We start from the raw sequence: 16,537 nt of genomic DNA on the forward strand, positions 1-16,537 counted from the left end.
CTTTAGTGTATCCAAAAGTGCATTAACGGTCAATTGAACAACTTGTTGAAATTAAGCTTTGCTTTTTACTCAAAACAAAAAAGTAGCCCTGCATCCTAAGAATTGGACTTACCCCTGTCAAGTAGACAGCATTAAAAAAGCCTAAGCAGCCAGTGTGTTCCGGTATTCGACCGGGGCACACTGGTTTAGTTTTTTCTGAAATCGTTCATGGTTATAAAACCATATGTACTTTTCAATGGCTTGAAAGAGCTCTTCATCTGTTTTACACTCAGAAAAGTACAATGTCTCTGTTTTGAGATGAGAAAAGAAGGATTCTATGCAGGCGTTATCGAGGCAGTTTCCTTTGCGAGAGTGGCTTCCTCTCACGCCAAACTCCCTCAGTCTCTTATTGTACTGCTTAGACGTGTATTGGAAGCCCTGATCAGAATGCAGGATGGCTTCCTGCACGTCTCTTTGTTTTGCTAACTGCTCCAGAGTATCTAAAACAAGTTTTAAATCATTCCGATGAGAAACCTTCCAGGCAACAACTTCGTTGTTAAAGAGATCTTGGATTACCGATAGGTAATAAAATCGATCGTTCAGTGCTACAAATGTAATATCTGTTACATACAATTGATTTGGTTTTTCGGCTGTGAACTTTCGATTAAGTAAGTTAGGGTTAACAATGGATGCAGTTTTACCAAAAAAGCGCCGTTTCTTACGAATGATGGACTGAACGTTCATCTCCTTCATCAACCGATATACCCTCTTGTGATTCACAATAAATCCTTTCTTTCTCAATGCAATTCGCATTCTTGGATAACCGAAGTATGGATGTACACGATGAATCGCCATCATATGTTCCTTTATGAGTTTATTATGTTGTTGCCTTTTTGCACGTTCTTCTTGCGTATGTTTCCACTTGTAGTAACCAGCGCGGGAAACTTTGGCTATCTCCACTAACCAAGTAACAGGGTACTTCCTTACCAACTGATCAATAACCGCAAACCGAGCTACTTTTGAAACCCACCCTCCCCGTGTAGATTTGGATAACGCTTTTTTAAGTATTCTACCTGCGCTTTTAAATAATCTCTTTCCTCTTCCACGTTAGTGAATTTTGTACGTGGACGCCCTATAAAAGGATTATCTCTTTTAGATGTTTTACCTCGTTGATCCTCTAAACCATCTCCGTCTCGGTATTTCCTGACCCAATTCTTGATCTGAGTAGGACTAGGCACTCCCAATTCTTTGGCAATCGCTTCATAGCTGATCCCTTTTTGTTCGTAAAGAGCAATAGCCTTCTGTTTAAATTCCATCGTATATCGTTGAAATGTTTGTCCTTTTTTAGCCATACGAAAAATCCCCTCCGAGGATAGTGTAGCACCCACCGCTAGGTGAGTGGGCTTTTTACACTGTCTACTCAAAGGGGATAATACCAAATGTCGTCGGGCTACTTCAGGTTATTTCTATTTCATTTTCCATCCATGCTCTCTTCCAGTCTCTCTATCATTTTTTGTTCCAATATATTAAGGTCGCATCGGTTCTAGTTCCTGATACAGTCCAATATCCATTCCATTACCTTTACAGCTCGGACAATTCTCCGTTCCACCAACCGCTACGTGAAAATAGCCCTCCCCTTTACAATACGGACACGCTTCTTCAGTATGTTTCATCATTGTTCCTCTCCTCATTTCTTTTTCTTTTATTTTCAGATAATTTAGTTTTTAAAATAATAACAGCATTTTCAAGGGATTTCCACTCTTGTTTGTTGCAAAAAGAACCAAAAAACCTGATGTAAGCGGAATCATCAGGTTTTTTCTGACTATTTCAGAGCGTATATCCATCAATCGAAGCATCTTGTACATTTATTTAGGTAAAAATCTTATAGCTTGAATAACCAAATACGGGATCAGGCTCGTATTGTTTCCCTACTAGATACGATGACATGGTTGGAACATGAGGCAAGATAATCTGAATGTACTCTGTCGCAAGTGGATCGGTAAGTAAATGATGAATGGGCATAAAAGTAGCAATCTCGATCTCACCTGCTTGAGGTTGTGGCTCGCCTTCGATGTAATCCATCAAAAATACAATCATGTTGTCACTAATCTCTTCACGAATCACGCCGGTACGCAAAGCTGCCACTTGCCGAACATGCGCCACGATACCAGTCTCTTCCATCACCTCTCGCACTGCTGCCTCGTCCACTGTCTCCCCCGGTTCCACAAAACCAGCGGGGAAAGACCATTTGCCTTTTAGACCCCCATATGTCTTTTTAACAACCAGAACTTCATCACCTTTAATCACGATACCACCAGCTGCAATCCAGACCTTAGACTTTCGCATAGAATCCTCCTAACTTACTCTCCTTGTTCAGTATACGCTTCTATCAAAACACAAAAACCCTCCCATCTCTTCTTAATTAAAAAGAGACAGGAGGGCTACCAGCCTTATTGTTACGAGCAACGATTACTCTTCCTCATGAATATCCAATAAACCATGATCAATCATGTACCGCAGATTCTCCTGATCACGCTCTCGACCTTTTTCTTTCAGGCGTTCGATGGCGGGCATTATCAGAAGATCCACTTCGCTTTGAATGTGATAGGACAAATCATATCGTTCTTGTTGTTCCAAATAAGCTCCGACATCCATAAGCGCATTATATCGGTCTAGCTCTTCACGTGTAAGAAGTCCTCTTACCTGTACACTAGCATGGCGCATTCGCTACTCTCCTAGAGACGAATTTTTTTCAGGATCATTCCAATTCCGCCGATTTTGTATAGGTAACGAACGTCACTACCTTTTTTCATCAAAGCGGCAGATAGACCAAACAATTTTTTCTTATTAAAGATGATACCCATACCCTCACCTTTACCAAGAGAAGCAAGTGTACCTTGCATATTCGGTACGAAAGGTACAATTGCTAGTTTTTCACCGCGAACCAAAGCTTTCAAGTTGCGGGATACGTTTTCGCCCTCTTGAATAGAGATTTGAGCAGTCGGTGGATATGGACGACCTTCAGCATTGAATACCAACGCGCAGTCACCAATGACAAATACGTTCTCATAACCAGGAGCACGCATGAATTCGTCTACTTTAACACGTCCACGCATTACTTCAAAACCGGATTTTTCAACAACAGAATTCCCACGAACCCCACCTGTCCAAATTACGGTTTTAGATTTAATTTCCTCACCTGTAGCAAGGATTACACCATCTGGCGTGCATTGTTTAATAGGTGTATTGATCTTGAATTCAACACCTTTGCTACTCAATAGATTCATTGCATAATCTACTAGGTCTTTATCAAATCCAGGCAATGCACTTGGTGCTGCTTCAATGCTATATACTTTCACCAAAGATGGGTCAATGTTATATTCACGGCAAAGTTCTGGAATACGGTTTACCAATTCACCGGAGAACTCAATTCCTGTGAACCCTGCTCCACCAACCACAAACGTCAAATAATCCGTACGTTCTGGTTCGCTATTATAAGAAGCAAACATATATTCAATGTGTTCTTTAATTTTTTGAACCGCATTGATGCTACGGATTGTAAGTGCATTTTCCTTTAGACCTTCGATACCAAATGTTTCTGGGTCACTACCTAGACCAATAACAAGATAGTCGTATTCTAGTTCGCTTCCATCTTCAAGCGTTACTTTTTGTTGTTCGCCAGAAATGTTTGCAACAGTACCTTTAATTACATTTACTTTATTTTTATCAATGATTTCATTTAGGAAAATTTGAGCGCGACTAGCTGGCATTGTACCTGCAGCTGGCTCGTGAAGCCATGTAGTTAGATAGTGATAATCATGTTTGCTGACTAGCGTTACTTCTGCTTCATTATGATTTAGTTTTTTTTGCAGTTCACAAGCGGTAGTAACGCCGCCATAACCTGCCCCCAGGATTAGAATCTTTGGTGTGCTCATGGGTAAACTCCTTCCATTTCTCGTTACGAATTTTTCAGAATCATCTTGCATTATGTGTTTTTTTTCACGACAAACGATAGTATTTATACTGTTCCCTGCATCATAATAAAATAATTGCATCAGTGGTTATCTAAAAAAATTACAGTGAAAAGTAAGCATGTCACAGTGAAAAAAATCAAATATCTGTGAAAAATTGCACATATTTCACTAACACAAACTAATAATAGAGACATTTTTCGAGCTTTGCAAGTGGTTTTTGACACAAAATTGCCGAATTTTGCTCTAAAATGTTGTTGAATCATACTTTCTCTTTTTTTTCATGTGTTTGCCTGTATATAATAGTAAGTGGTTTAGCATTTTTATAGTGAATATGGAGGTGTATGGGGCTTTGAGTTCATTAAAACGAGATGAGCAGGTATACGATCTAACTATTATTGGTGGGGGTCCCGCTGGTTTATTTACGGCTTTTTATGGCGGTATGCGTCAAGCGAGCGTGAAAATCATCGAAAGCATGCCACAATTAGGTGGACAATTAAGTGCGCTTTATCCGGAAAAGTATATCTATGATGTAGCAGGATTTCCTAAAGTGCGCGCACAGGAATTGGTAGATGGCCTAAAGCAACAAATCTCTCATTTTAACCCTACCATTTGCTTGGAAGAAAAGGTTGAAAACGTAGCAAAACAAGCGGATAAAAACCTAGAAATTACTACAGACAAAGGTGTGCATTACTCAAAAGCTGTTATTATAACAGCCGGAGTTGGTGCGTTTGAACCTCGTCGTCTGGAGCATCCCGACTCCATGAGCTTTGAAAAAAGCAACCTACATTATTTCGTTACCGATCTGAATACATTTAAAGATAAACGCGTTGTTCTATTTGGTGGTGGAGATTCCGCTGTCGATTGGGCAATGATGTTGGAGCCGATTGCGAAAGAAGTACATATCGTTCATCGTCGCGATAAATTCCGTGCCCATGAACATAGTGTAGAGAACATGATGGCTTCTCGGGTGAACGTATTAACTCCTTATGAACTTTCCTCCATCCAATCCAATCAAGGCAGAATCACTAGCCTGACAATTGAACATAGCACCAGCAAAGAGTTAACAGAAATAGAAGTAGATGATGTAATCGTGAACTTCGGCTTCATTTCATCTTTAGGACCAATCAAAAACTGGGGCATTCAATTAGAGAAGAACTCCATTGTTGTAAACTCTAAAATGGAGACCAGTGTCCCTGGTATTTATGCGGCAGGTGATATTGCTACGTACCCTGGAAAAGTAAAATTGATTGCAGTTGGTTTTGGAGAAGCCCCAACCGCTGTTAACAATGCGATTGCTTACATCAATCCAAATGCCAAACTACAACCTGGCCACTCCTCGAGCATGAATTTATAAACAACATCAAAAACCGCCTACCTATATAGACAGAACATTGCTAATTCACATACTGTTCCCTCCCTTCTAAATTAGTAAGAAGGGAGTTTTTTTGGTATAACCTTTTATCAACTCGTACACTCTATTTCTAGGAGGTGCGATATGAACAACTCCATTTGTCCAATCTGCAATGGTTTCCAGCAATTATTAGCACGCTGTCCCAATTGCCGTAGCTATTTCCAAGACAAGGGAAAACTCTCCGATTATCAAGGGGATTACAGCCCATATCTCTCCATAGATGATAGTAAGAAATCAAATGGATATGCTGATTTACTCCCTCATCTCTGTTTGCATATATGTAGTTGTACAGAGTGCGGATGCTCCAAAATAGTACCCGTACAGGAACAGAGCGCGACTTCGTTTCAAATAGACTAGGCACACTCTTTTGAGTTTGTGCCTTTTTTTGTTATCCATTCATTCTTTACTTCTTTTTTACCTGCCCTTTCGAGTAAAATAAGAAAGAACAGCGTGTAGAAACATCTTGTAAAACGTCTTATATGGTTTCTTGTCCATAAGACATAAATTCTTTTTTACAAATGAAACTTCTCTCGTCTCCAGACGTAATACAGAATATAAGCGCTGAAATGCTAGGGTCTTTGAGCCTAACCAAATATGTTTGTACTAACAAGGAGGAATGCTTTGTGTCATTCTTTAAACGTCTACGTGATTTAACTATGTCTAACTTGTATTCTCTAATTGAAAAAGCAGAAGATCCAATTAAAATGACTGACCAATATCTACGTGATATGCAAGAGGATTTAGAGGATGCTGAGAAAGCTGTAGCTGCTCAAATCGCACTTGAGAAAAAGTTCAAGCTGCTGTATGAAGAACAGGAAGCTTTGGTTCAAAAACGTGAAGAGCAAGCTCACATTGCCGCTCAAGCTCAAAACATTGATCTAGCTCGCCGTGCATTGGAAGAGAAAAAATCTGCTACTGTGAAGATGGATGAATACAAAGCCAGCTATGCAAAAAATAAAGAAGCTGCTGACAATTTACGCTTGAAATTAGAAGAGATGCGTAAACAGGTAATTGAATTAAGAAATAAGCGTGAGACTCTAGTGGCTCGCGTGAATGCAGCAAATGCACAAAAAAATATCAACAAAAGTATGGCTGGATTTAACAGTGATACCGCAATGGCTGGTCTCAAACGCATGGAAGATCGTGCCCTACAACTAGAGGCTGAAGCTGAGGCAAGTGGGGAAATTTATAAAAAGCAAACCTCGCTAGATGATGAAATTGCTCAATTGCATAAAGATAAAGTAGTAGAAGACGAACTGGCTGCGCTACTAAAAAAATATGAGGGGTAAACCGCTTTATGCGGTTCCCTTTTCTTCTTTTGTTACATATTCCACGTTTTTTCACTGGATATTAAGCGCATCATGCGTCACAATGATAAAGGAGGTTTTGTATGCTGGGAGATATGAATATTTTACGAATGATCGTCTGGACGGTCTCAGGCGCTCTCTTGCTATGCCTCTTGATGTGGATTGATACTTTATTTACCAAGTATAAAGATATGGAAGAGATTAAGCGAGGCAACGTAGCCGTATCCACTCGCTTTATTATGAAACTATTTGCTCAAGGCTATATTTTATCGCAATCATTGTCTATATCTAACGATTTAATTCAGGGGCTACTCGTTTCTGTTGTATCTTTCGTCTTGCTATTTATACTTGAAAAAATTGTTCAATTTGGTGTATACCAGATAGCAGGTCTCGAATTAAATAAAGGAACACAGGAAGGAAAAGTAGCACACGCACTCTTCTCTGGCTCTCTCCATCTTACCGGTGCCTTTATTATTGCGGCTTGCCTACTGTAGGAGGAATTACACATGAGTTTTTTTCAACGTGTCAAAAATATCTTAAAAAAACCTGAGGCTCCCCTTGTTGAAAAAAGCATTTTAACTTTGGGACCAGGCGATATTGTTGAAGTTTCTTTCGTTACGTATCAAGTTGTGGGACGTATTCGTAATCCCAAACGAAACGCGATTATGCTAACGTTACAGGATGGAAATACCTTTCGTTATTTGAACATTGAAGAACGGGAAAAAACTAATTACGAGCTGTATACACCGATTGATGGCCGACTTGACTCTCCTGATGAGGTTCCAACAACCATTGAACTAGATGACATTGAATATCATCTGGAAGAACAATACGATGGAAAAATGACCGCACAAGGAAAAACACCATTTTCTGCGGATGGCGAGCAATATGTCTGGGAATTTCAATCCGATAATCGCAAACTATTACGTATTGAATGGCAAGACGGACGCTTCATGTTGTATGAAGGAGAATTTATCATCCCCGCTGATGTAAAAGTACTCCGGGGAGTGTAGGAGGGAGGCCTCATGTGGCAAGCATTGTCAAAATTTTTAAAGACAACCCTCGTCCTCTCTCTGGTCGCCGGACTCTTAACTGGTTGCGCCGATCAGTCAGTAGGATCATCTTATCCACTAGAGAAGATTACGAAAAACGGGGCCGAATCCTCTCGCATCTATCGTGCGACGGACAAAACGGTTCCTGAAGTTGCCAAGGAGCTGGCCGAAGAGCGTCAGCCTAAGGAAATTTCTAAAGAAGATCTAGATCACATGTTTCTCATCTACTCCAATGAATGGTACCATCTACAAAAAGATGAAGCCAAACCAAGCGACACCTTGATTGAAGTAGATAGCAAGGAATTCGTTCAAAAAAATTATAATATGTCCTTCCTAGAAGGATATTTCATTGCCACTGTACTAGGTGATCTGTTTGATTCTATGAAGTCCAAAGGCCAAGGTAACTATCGTGGCTATTCCAGTCGGGATATCTACAAATCAGGGACAGATTATCATGCTCCAACAAAACAAGAGAAAAAGACGTATGCTCCTATTACTACGGAAGGCAAAGGCTCTATCCTACGCCGTTCCTCCGATAATAGTGGAAAATCCTCTTCCTCTGACGACAGTATCTTTAAGAAATCTGATGCTGACACCTCTAAATCCAAGGGGAAAATCATTAGAGACTCTCAAGGTGACAGCGGAAGTAGTTCCTTGTTTGGCGGTTCTTCCTCAACTAAAAAGAATTCATCCGTGTTAGACCGCCCACGCACCAATTCTCCTCCAAAGGTTAAAAAGGGATTTGGAAGCATCAAGCGGCGCTGATGATTTTTCTTCGTGGAAAACATTGATCTCTAATTTAAAAGGACCCAAGGAGAATAATCTTCTTGGATCCTTTTTTATTTAGTCAGGCAATCCCCTATAGCGCCCTGTTCGTAACTCTTTTTTGTAAGCAGCTAGTTCTGCAGATGGTAGCCCCTCATCAATCGCCACTTGTATAGCTATCTCCACATCATAAGGAACACGCACTAATGCCATCGAGAAACTACTTAGTTGTTGATTATGTAAATTACCCTCTACTACCATATAAGATGGTTGTGTCGTATCCAGCGGGTTTCCAACACTCCCAGCATTACATAGTGACCTTTCTTTTAATCCTTGGATAAATGCATGGTGTACGTCTCCATAGATGACTACATCTGGTGTACGTTTCCCTCCTCCAGTTGCTTCTGTGTTCTCAAACATAGCAAGACGTTCTTCCAACGGGGAAGAAAACCGAACGCGATGGAACACACTATCTGCAGAAGCGTGAAACAAACGAATCAACCTGCCACTCATCCAAAAATCATACGAAAAAGGCAGGGTATTCAGATAACGAATCCGCTCTCCCCCCAAGCGTCGTTGCTGCCAAAGAAACGCTTCATCCTCCGTAGGATTGCCGATGAACTCATCCCAGTTTCCACGTACTGTGACTGTACACCTTTCTTTTATCATATCGACAGCTTTTTCTGGCTCAGGTCCTTTGCCAGCCAAATCCCCTAAGCAATAAATCTCTTGAATTCCACGCGTCTCTATGTCTTTTAGCACCGCTTCCAAAGCTGGTATGTTTCCATGAATATCAGAGATTACGGCTATCCTTTCCACGTCTTCTCCTCCCTCTTTTCACTTATCGTATTAGAAAACTTGGCTTCTCCAATCCTCTGGTATAGCCAAAAAATAAAGAGAAGCCTCTTGCTCATGTATGAATTCCCCTACACGAGGCAAGAAGGCCTTCTCTCTGATTTGCGAAGCTTGCTTGTTTATTACAAAGCGTCTACTCGCATTTTTCAGCTTTACCCTCGTAATTACGCGTACGGAATGAAGCACCGCATCCACAAGAAGCAACAGCATTAGGATTTTCCATAGAAAATCCGCCGCCCATCATGGATTCCTTATAATCAATTACGAGTCCTTCAATATATTTATAGCTCTCAGCATCAACCGCTACTTTAAATCCTTCAAAGTCAAAAACCTGATCGCCCTCGTTCGTTGATTCATCCGTTCCCATGCCATATGAAAAACCGCTACATCCGCCTTCTTTCACGCCAACACGCAACAAGATATTTGGATTATTTTCCGCTTCTAGCAATTCACGAATTTTAGCACTTGCTTGAGGTGTGAAGTTGATCATGCCATTCCCTCCTCGATCAACAATATAGAATGCTGTTTTTTTATTATAAAACAGCTTCTCTTAAGTATACAAAGAATTATATACCGCAACAAGGTAACGATGCACTTATTACAAACAAGAATTTTCAAAATTATCATTTATTAAAAAGCCGACATCTCTTTGACGTCGACCTTGGAAAGGTATAGTGTAAGCTCAGGCAAAATGGGTTTGATTCTCAAATATATGAAGGGGAAAAGACTTTTCCTGATAAAAGGATATTTCTCTTTCCAATTGCAAAAGCTGGTTGTGTAACAAATCAATCTCCCGGCTACAACGTAATACTTCTGGGTGATGTAAACCATATTGAGTCCCAATTTGTACCATTTGTTGGCGAAGGAGTTCCATTTTCTCGAGTAATTGTTCCCGCATTTGCTCTCCCCCTCTCATGTACTATATATCATATTTTACTTTAGAATAAATTCCTCTGCAAACAAAATTCACCATTTATACTGTATTTTTGTACAATTTTGTGTATTCTTGTCAATATTGTAACTTGTCACAGTAAAAACTTAGAAGGTTGTTGCATTTATCAAAGAAGCTTATAATAGAAGTACTTTACTATTTGGAACGCTTACAAAAATTGCGTATTATATAACTATTCAGGAGTTGAAAATATGTCTTTGCTAACAATTGCAACGCAAGATAAAATGCTGGCGTCGATTGCTGAAAAAGTGATAAACCGAGAGCGTCTCACCATGGAAGATGGTCTAGCCCTCTACGAATCAGACGACGTTTTTAGTATTGCTCAACTAGCTAATCTAGTGAATGAGCGTATAAATGGCAACAAAGTTTACTTTGTTCAAAATATGTATATTAATCCAACCAATGTGTGTGAAGCGAACTGCCGCTTCTGTGGTTTCCGTCGCGATCAGAACCAAGACGGTGCTTACACCATGAGTATGGATGAATTACTCCACTATGTAGGGACTCGCTTTAACGATGGCATTCGTGAGTTCCATATCGTTGGTGGTCATAATAACCATGTACCTTTTGATTACTACTTAGATACGCTTCGCACATTAAAGAAAGCTTATCCAGATGTAGCACTCAAAGCTTACACCGGAGCTGAAATCGAATTTTTTAGCCGTCTAGCTGGAATCAGCATGACAGAAGTACTACAAGAATTGATGAAAGCAGGACTTGAAAGCCTGACTGGTGGCGGAGCCGAAATATTGACCGAGCGCTACCGTCTTAAAATGAGCCCTGATAAAGCAAGCACAGACGATTGGCTACTTGCTCATCGCACAGCACATGGACTTGGTATGCAAACACCATGTACCATGCTGTACGGCTCAATTGAGTCTAAAGAAGAACGCTTAATTCATATGTCACGTATTCGAGAATTACAGGATGAGACCAACGGATTCCAGGTATTCATTCCACTAGCAGTCCAACCTCTGAAAGCTACAGCAGGTATTAGACGCCGTACTTCTGCGATGGACGACATCAAGACGATTGCGATTAGCCGTCTGATGGTAGATAATGTAGACCATATCAAAGCTTATTTCATTAATATCGGTACACAATTAACTCAGCTAGCATTGCGTGCTGGTGCCTCTGACGCTCATGGTACACTGGTAGAAGAACGTATCAGTCATGCTGCCGGTGCTCTATCTGACCAGGGGATAACCAAGGAAGATCTGATCTGGTTAATTAAAGGTGCAGGTAAAGTTGCTGTTGAACGCGATACACACTATAACGTAATTAAAGAATACTAATAAAAAAGAAGAACGCTTAGTTAAAGTTGACCATGATCTGGGGGCTCTCAACAAGGCGTTCTTCTTCTTTTTAATGGACACCATCGCCCCGTCATTCCCATTCTTTAACAAATTCCTGTATTTTTTGTTTAATTAACGTCAAAAGTGAGTCTGTCGTTTCTGCTGTGATGAAATCTCCATTGACTAGCGCAAAAGGCTGCATATAGCATTCGCCACAATGTCCTAAACAACCATACTCCACCACATCCACATCCAAGTCAGGGTCATTTTCTAACGCATCGATGACTGTTTTGGTATAAGAAATGACATTGCTCGAACAAAATTCCACTAAGGCTTTCATGGGCCCCTCCTATTCAAAAATTATTGCAGTTATGTGAATATTGGAACTCGACCTAGGCAGACGGTAGAGTTATAATGATTGGGGACGACTTCAAATTATATCATTTTCCTTATTCGTTTAAAAGTTTCTGTTGCACTTCCATTTTAAAAATGGAACCGTTTTAAATATGGCATAGAAAGGATAAGACTTCCTATGAGACGACTAGTTATCTTAGGTGGTGGCTATGGGGGCTTGCGCATCATCGAACACATACTTACCCCTGACTTGCCTGAAGACGTTACGGTAACGCTAGTAGATCGAATGCCCTTCCACGGTTTAAAAACCGAATACTACGCGTTAGCAGCCGGCACGGAACCAGAAAGCAAAGTGCGAGTAGCCTTTCCAAGCGATCCACGCTTACAGATTAAACACGGAGAAGTTATTGACATCAACCTAACTGAGCGCTTGATCCTTTTCGAAAATGAAGAAGAATTAGAATACGATTGGCTCATTATTGGTTTGGGCTGTGAGGATCGTTATCATAATATTCCAGGAGCCGATCTGTACACACATTCCATTCAAACATTGGGCTCTACACGTCGTGCTTATGCAGCGATTAATAGTATTAACCCCTATGGTTCAGTTACCGTTGTCGGTGGTGGTTTAAGTGGTGTAGAAATTGCTGCTGAATTACGTGAAAGCCGTTCGGATCTTACCATTCGCTTAATGGATCGTGGGCCAAGCATTCTTAGCCCTTTCCCGAAAAAATTGCAGGATTATGCTTCAGAATGGTTCATAAAAAATGACATTCAACTAATTAATATGGCCAACGTAACCTGTGTGGAGGATGGCGTTGTATATAACAACGATCAGCCTGTAGAAAGCAATGTCATCGTTTGGACAGCAGGTATTCAAGCCAATCGAATTGTACGCAACCTTCCTATTGAGCAAGATGGCAGCGGACGAGCAGTCCTCAATCCTTATCATCAGGTTCCAGACTATACTAACGTTTATGTCGTAGGTGACAGCGCCAGCTTACCGTATGCACCAAGCGCTCAGCTTGCTGAGATGCAAGGCGAACAGATTGCCATGGTGTTAAAACGCGAAATGAAAGGCGAAGGTTATCCTACTGTAATGCCTGATATTAAGCTAAAAGGTACGCTTGGCTCCCTCGGGAAAAAAGAAGGATTTGGCGTAATGGGCAAAATGTCGCTCGTAGGTCAAATGCCTCGGGTAATGAAAAGTGGCGTCCTTTGGATGTATAAAAATCATTTAGGTTAGCCAAATAAATGAATGTTGATACAGCGACCGTTCCTTTTTCAAAGGAGCGGTTGTTTGTTTTTTATGGCCAGAGGCTTTTTGCCAGTCTATTCTCATCAAAAAGCACCAGCCTAAAACTCTTATCAATAGTATCAAAACATTTTAAATATTACATCATATTTAATTATCAAATTGTATTCTTGAGGATGTAAAAGAAAACCCGAAACAATGCTCCGGGTTTCTGACTTTTATAATTGTATGCCATTCACTATTTACTACCAGTCTCCAGCAATCTAGCAAAGTCATTTGTATGTAACGGAGGACTAAAGTAGAATCCTTGCATCTCATAGCAGTGCTTTTCAGTTAAAAATCTCTTCTGCTCTTCTGTTTCTACCCCTTCAGCAATTACATTCAGTTTTAAACTGCGAGCTAACGCAATGATATAAGAAACAATCTCTGCATCATCCGGATCTACTGTAATGTCACGGATAAAGGAACGATCTATTTTAAGTGTATCTACTGGAAATTTCTTCAGATAGCTAAGAGAGGAATATCCTGTCCCAAAATCGTCAATAGATAGATGAATCCCCAAATCCTTTAGCTCATGCAAGGTAGTAATAGCCGTCTCTACTTTGTGCATAGTGACACCCTCTGTAATCTCCACTTCCAAATATTCAGGAGCAAGTCCTGTATCCTGCAATACCTCAGCGATTGTCGCGACGAGATTGCGTTGTTGGAACTCAACTGGAGAAATATTAACAGCTACTCGTACAGGCTTTAAACCGGCTAGTTGCCATTTCTTATTTTGAATGCATGCTGCTTTTAAAACATATTCATCCAATGTAACGATGAAACCCATTTCTTCTGCTAATGGAATAAAATCACCTGGTGAGATTAGTCCCAATCTAGGATGATCCCATCGCACCAGCGCCTCCATCCCAATTAGTTCTCCTGTACTCAGATCAAAACGGGGTTGGTATTGTAAAAAAAGTTCATTACGTTCAATTGCATAGCGTAAATCCTGCATGAGAGTTAACTTCTGAAAAGCACTCTTTGTCATGGCTGGCGTATACAATTGATAGGAATTGCCGCCCTTTTCCTTCGATCGATATAATGCTGCCTTGGCGTTCTTCACTAATTCTAGCTGTGTAGTCCCGTCATTTGGATACAAGCTAATACCAATGCTGCAAGTCATGGTCAAACTCTGACCTTCCACCTCAAATGGTAACGCTATCTTGTGTAGTAATTGTTGAGAAAGATGAGCTACATCCTGAAGGCTAGATATATCCGGGAATATGAATTGAAATTCGTCCCCCACCAAACGACAAACAGTATCTCCCTCTCGCATATGATCAGCCAATCGAGCTGCTACTAGTTGCAATAGCTGGTCTCCTGCCGCATGCCCCAAGGTATCATTAAATACTTTAAAACAATCCAAATCTAAAATGACTACGGCTAGCATACTTTCTGTACGCTTTGCTTGAGAAATAGCTAATAGTAGACGGTCATCAAATATCACTCGATTTGGCAATCCGGTCAACGAATCATAAAATAGCTTTTGGCGCATCATTTCTTCGTGTTTTTTTCGATCGGTCATATCCTTAAAAATCCAGATTCTACCGTAGTATTGTTGTTGGCTGGAATCAATTGGTCCCGAATACACTTCATAGACTCGCCCATCACAGAAACTGATCTCTACTGTGTCAGCGTGTAGCTTGTTCACTTGATTAAGATCAAATATAGTAGTTGATTGATGATTATTCTTGATTTGTGGCAACATGTACATGAGCCAATGATTAGCATTGGTCTGTTGTTCCACGTTTTCAGGTATATTCCACATTTCTTTACATTTACGATTATAATGCACAATTTGTTCCCATTCATTTACAATTAACATGCCATCCATCATTGATTCGTGTGTGGCTCGCAAAATAGCATTATTTTTAATGAGTTGTTCTTCCGCCAGTTTTCGTTCCAGCTCAGCGGAAGCTCTGGAAGCAAATACATGTAACATGGAATCAATCAATCCAGGATTGGTGATTGGCTTGCAACTCATAACCGCAAGTACTCCCATCGGATTACCATTAGAATCATATAAGAGATGCCCCATCTGAGCTTCCACTTTAAAGAAACATAGAGATTGATCGAGAGGATATGCCTGTTGTGCACCTTCTAGTACACAGCTTTTTCCAGCTCGAATCACCTCTTCAGTAGGGGTGTGAGCAATATCGTACTCAATGTTCTCTAAATCAGATTCTTTGCCACTAATCGATAAGGTAACTGCGCGACCCGGTTTATTCTTATGCAGCATCCCAATAAATGCGTAATCTAATTCCAACACATCGGTCAGTGTACGACTCAAGTAGCGAAAAAACTCTTCACCCATCTTGTTAGTAATTCCTTGGGTCACCACATGTAGCATTTCTTCTATTTGTTTTTGTTCAGTCACATCAGTTAAAAAACCAACGACTTCTGTTACCCTTTGCTTGTCTGTATCATAATTCTGTATGATTACTGGTTTCATATGTCCATGATACAGCCGGTTATCCAATGAAAGATGAAAATCAACTGTCTCTTGCAAAAAGGCACGCTCCATGTGACTTTTCATTATTTTTACCATATCAGGTAGCATTACATCTTCTAAAGGCCCTTCTTTCATGCCCACTCCAAAATGCTTGGTAAGTGCCCCTTCAAATAATGTAACGGTAATTTGGTTATCTTCTCGCTTTTCAAAGGAAAACAGGACGTGAGGCAGAATAGATAGGCTAGTTTTAAATTTCTGACCATACTGCTTCTTTTTCTGCTCCGCACGTTTAGACTGCGTAATATCTAACACTGTGCCGACAATCTCGGTCACCTTATCGCCTTCCAAAAGGGGGGAGATTTGCGTAATATAAAAGCGTTCGTTCTGCTCAAATTCATACCACACGCAGCTGCCAGAGAATGCTTCTTCAAATTTTTGCTGTACAACGGGCACAAAATCAGGACGAAAAATTTCGGTAACGGTTTTACCCTCTACATCCTTTGTCGTCACTCCTAGATTCTCTGCAATTTTTCCTTCCGACAAGGTTAGAACAAATGAGCCATTCTCTTGTCGTTTTACTGCAAAAATTTGATTATGCAAGGTTTCAAGGATTCTCGTATGCTGCTGTGTCGTTTCCTGAAACTTTTTTTCCATTTGAGCCATGCTCTTTTGTAAATTAGCAATTTGATGCTCCTGCTCTCTAATGGTGCGAAGACGCTCGTTGTTCCTCAATTGTTGCGGGGAATAATGATCTCTGTCAGACATGAGCTACCTCCTACCCTTACACCTTTTCCCACGAATGTGGACTCACTCTATCCACTCTAATACTCCTCGTTACCACTCA

General features: G+C 40.5%; 16 protein-coding genes. 7 read left to right on the plus strand and 9 right to left on the minus strand.

Annotated elements, in window-relative coordinates:
- Positions 1-141 precede the first annotated feature (141 nt).
- From EEL30_02040 to EEL30_02055, 4 genes are all read right to left on the minus strand, one after another.
- Positions 142-1,331, minus strand: a protein-coding gene (locus EEL30_02040) for an IS3 family transposase (protein ID QDX91264.1) whose coding sequence is annotated in 2 segments (ribosomal slippage) — positions 142-1,031 and positions 1,031-1,331 — 1,191 coding nt in all. Because the reading frame shifts where the segments join, the coding sequence is not laid out codon by codon here.
- A 517-nt stretch (positions 1,332-1,848) separates the two neighbouring features.
- The gene (locus EEL30_02045) at positions 1,849-2,325 is read right to left on the minus strand and encodes an NUDIX domain-containing protein (protein ID QDX91265.1); all 477 of its coding nucleotides are present in this window, start codon (positions 2,323-2,325) and stop codon (positions 1,849-1,851) included.
- A gap of 123 nt (positions 2,326-2,448) precedes the next feature.
- On the minus strand, positions 2,449-2,703 hold the full coding sequence (locus EEL30_02050; protein ID QDX91266.1) for a hypothetical protein: 255 nt from the start codon (positions 2,701-2,703) through the stop codon (positions 2,449-2,451).
- Positions 2,704-2,714: 11 nt separating this feature from the next.
- The gene (locus EEL30_02055; GenBank protein QDX91267.1) at positions 2,715-3,914 is read right to left on the minus strand and encodes an NAD(P)/FAD-dependent oxidoreductase; all 1,200 of its coding nucleotides are present in this window, start codon (positions 3,912-3,914) and stop codon (positions 2,715-2,717) included.
- A 388-nt stretch (positions 3,915-4,302) separates the two neighbouring features.
- Between EEL30_02055 and EEL30_02060 the strand changes: the two genes are divergently transcribed.
- The 5 genes from EEL30_02060 (at position 4,303) to EEL30_02080 (ending at position 8,488) form a co-directional block, all read left to right on the plus strand.
- Positions 4,303-5,307: an NAD(P)/FAD-dependent oxidoreductase gene (locus tag EEL30_02060; GenBank protein QDX91268.1), complete on the plus strand. Its 1,005-nt coding sequence runs from the start codon at positions 4,303-4,305 to the stop codon at positions 5,305-5,307.
- 680 nt (positions 5,308-5,987) lie between these two features.
- Positions 5,988-6,653: a PspA/IM30 family protein gene (locus EEL30_02065; GenBank protein QDX91269.1), complete on the plus strand. Its 666-nt coding sequence runs from the start codon at positions 5,988-5,990 to the stop codon at positions 6,651-6,653.
- A gap of 101 nt (positions 6,654-6,754) precedes the next feature.
- A complete protein-coding gene (locus EEL30_02070) occupies positions 6,755-7,165 on the plus strand; it encodes a DUF350 domain-containing protein (protein ID QDX91270.1) in 411 nt (136 codons plus the stop codon).
- A gap of 12 nt (positions 7,166-7,177) precedes the next feature.
- Positions 7,178-7,684, plus strand: coding sequence for a DUF4178 domain-containing protein (locus EEL30_02075; protein QDX91271.1), 507 nt, complete (start codon positions 7,178-7,180; stop codon positions 7,682-7,684).
- A gap of 12 nt (positions 7,685-7,696) precedes the next feature.
- Positions 7,697-8,488, plus strand: a complete 792-nt coding sequence (locus EEL30_02080) for a DUF4247 domain-containing protein (protein QDX91272.1) — start codon at positions 7,697-7,699, stop codon at positions 8,486-8,488.
- Between the two features lie 78 nt (positions 8,489-8,566).
- Here EEL30_02080 and EEL30_02085 read toward each other — a convergent pair whose 3' ends face one another.
- The 3 genes from EEL30_02085 to EEL30_02095 all read right to left on the minus strand — a co-directional run bounded on the left by EEL30_02085 (position 8,567) and on the right by EEL30_02095 (position 10,241).
- A complete protein-coding gene (locus EEL30_02085; protein QDX91273.1) occupies positions 8,567-9,307 on the minus strand; it encodes a metallophosphoesterase in 741 nt (246 codons plus the stop codon).
- Positions 9,308-9,476: 169 nt separating this feature from the next.
- A complete protein-coding gene (locus EEL30_02090; GenBank protein ID QDX91274.1) occupies positions 9,477-9,833 on the minus strand; it encodes an iron-sulfur cluster assembly accessory protein in 357 nt (118 codons plus the stop codon).
- A gap of 192 nt (positions 9,834-10,025) precedes the next feature.
- Positions 10,026-10,241, minus strand: a complete 216-nt coding sequence (locus EEL30_02095) for an aspartyl-phosphate phosphatase Spo0E family protein (GenBank protein QDX91275.1) — start codon at positions 10,239-10,241, stop codon at positions 10,026-10,028.
- Between the two features lie 245 nt (positions 10,242-10,486).
- Between EEL30_02095 and mqnE the strand changes: the two genes are divergently transcribed.
- Positions 10,487-11,590 (plus strand): aminofutalosine synthase MqnE, encoded by a 1,104-nt coding sequence (gene mqnE / locus EEL30_02100; protein ID QDX91276.1) that lies wholly within the window; start codon positions 10,487-10,489, stop codon positions 11,588-11,590.
- A gap of 91 nt (positions 11,591-11,681) precedes the next feature.
- Here the strand turns inward: mqnE and EEL30_02105 are convergent, their stop codons facing one another.
- On the minus strand, positions 11,682-11,930 hold the full coding sequence (locus EEL30_02105; protein ID QDX91277.1) for a DUF1450 domain-containing protein: 249 nt from the start codon (positions 11,928-11,930) through the stop codon (positions 11,682-11,684).
- Positions 11,931-12,122: 192 nt separating this feature from the next.
- On the opposite strand from EEL30_02105, the gene EEL30_02110 reads away from it, so the two are divergent.
- Positions 12,123-13,190 (plus strand): NAD(P)/FAD-dependent oxidoreductase, encoded by a 1,068-nt coding sequence (locus EEL30_02110; GenBank protein ID QDX91278.1) that lies wholly within the window; start codon positions 12,123-12,125, stop codon positions 13,188-13,190.
- A gap of 247 nt (positions 13,191-13,437) precedes the next feature.
- Here EEL30_02110 and EEL30_02115 read toward each other — a convergent pair whose 3' ends face one another.
- On the minus strand, positions 13,438-16,458 hold the full coding sequence (locus tag EEL30_02115) for an EAL domain-containing protein (protein QDX91279.1): 3,021 nt from the start codon (positions 16,456-16,458) through the stop codon (positions 13,438-13,440).
- Positions 16,459-16,537 lie beyond the last annotated feature (79 nt).

This window comes from Brevibacillus laterosporus (assembly GCA_007833815.1).
In the GTDB taxonomy this organism is placed as follows: Bacteria; Bacillota; Bacilli; order Brevibacillales; family Brevibacillaceae; genus Brevibacillus_B; species Brevibacillus_B laterosporus_D.